The sequence below is a fragment of the Marinospirillum alkalitolerans genome, assembly GCF_045055655.1.
In the GTDB taxonomy this organism is placed as follows: Bacteria; Pseudomonadota; Gammaproteobacteria; order Pseudomonadales; family Halomonadaceae; genus Marinospirillum; species Marinospirillum alkalitolerans.
In genome coordinates, this window is record NZ_JBANFI010000026.1 from 1 (window position 1) to 1,253 (window position 1,253).

A 1,253-nucleotide genomic window follows, 5' to 3' on the forward strand; every position below is an offset into this window, starting at 1 on the left:
AGAGCACACGGGCGGCCACGCAGTGGCCGTCCAGCCGCCAATGGCGGCGACGTGATGCGACTTGTTAGCTGATAAAATCAGACATTGCCGACTCGCTTGCAGAGCCTGCTGCAAGGCCTGCTTTTACTCCTGCTCGATTGCGAGCTGGATGATTTTGGCTTGCTTTAACTTGTCCAATGAGCTTTTCAATTTGGATCTCGATACCAACAATAGCTTTCACTAAGCGACTGGTGAACTCTGAAGGAGCATCATTTACAGACCATGGATTCTTTCTTCCAGACTCGTGAAGATCTGTTAACTGATGAAGATGTTCTATCAGCCAAGAATGCTCCCGAAAGATTGAACCTTTTCCTTCTGCGTGAACAGCTAGGTAGTTCCATGTAGGAACGACCTTACCTGTCTCCGCCTTTGTTTCATACCACGAAGGTGATACATAGGCATCTGGCCCCTTAAATATCACAAGAACCGACGCGCCATTCTCAATTCGCTGCCAAACAGGATTCACACGAGCCACATGGCACCTGAGAGTGCCAAGCGGATGTTCCTTGCTGGAACTAAAATGAAACGGGAGGTGGTTTGCGTCGATACCATTATCGTCAGCAACCACCAGTACACCAAAGCTATAGTCTTTGATGTACTGGTGAAGCTTATCGTAATTTTCTTCTTTAAAATGACCCGGAACTAGCATCTTTGGAACTACTCTCGTTGGATTTTGATACAGCTAACGCCTCACATAAGCCGCGCGAGGCACGAGCGTCGGGCGAACGAAGTGAGCGGACTTGATGTGATTGTTAGATGCGTAAACCACCTCAACCACCGTAGGAATCGATTCGCTTGACTCGATTGCATTTCGTTGAGGTGAATTCGATTATATGGCAAAAGTGCTGCTCACTTTTACCGCGTTCAACGTATCCGTTCACAGCACCAACCTTTCCGTGGCATAGAGCGTGACATATCGTCAAAGCGGCCGGTTTATCCTGCGCAATAAGAGCATCCAGAATTTTTTCCGCAGAGGTCATCATGCTTCTCGAATCGCTCCATACAGCTCCAGAATCGAGGATAGTGGAGAGGTACTCGCGATCACGCATTTCTAACGCGATACCGATGTCTTCCACCATTTTGTTCTTGGGTGAGTTGCCACAATCAGTACTTCGATTCAATCTTGTCATCTGCGGTGGTCCGATTTTCATCTAACGCCAAGCTCACGCGAACGAGAGCGACGGCCGGTTTTGTGTAAAATTGAGCGCAGCGAA

The 1,253-nt window shown here is 48.4% G+C and carries 1 protein-coding gene; it reads right to left on the minus strand.

The window, feature by feature from the left end:
• Positions 1 to 64 precede the first annotated feature (64 nt).
• Entirely contained in the window at positions 65 to 688 is a 624-nt protein-coding gene (locus V6U78_RS12670) for an FMN-binding negative transcriptional regulator (RefSeq protein ID WP_405341563.1), read from the minus strand.
• Positions 689 to 1,253 lie beyond the last annotated feature (565 nt).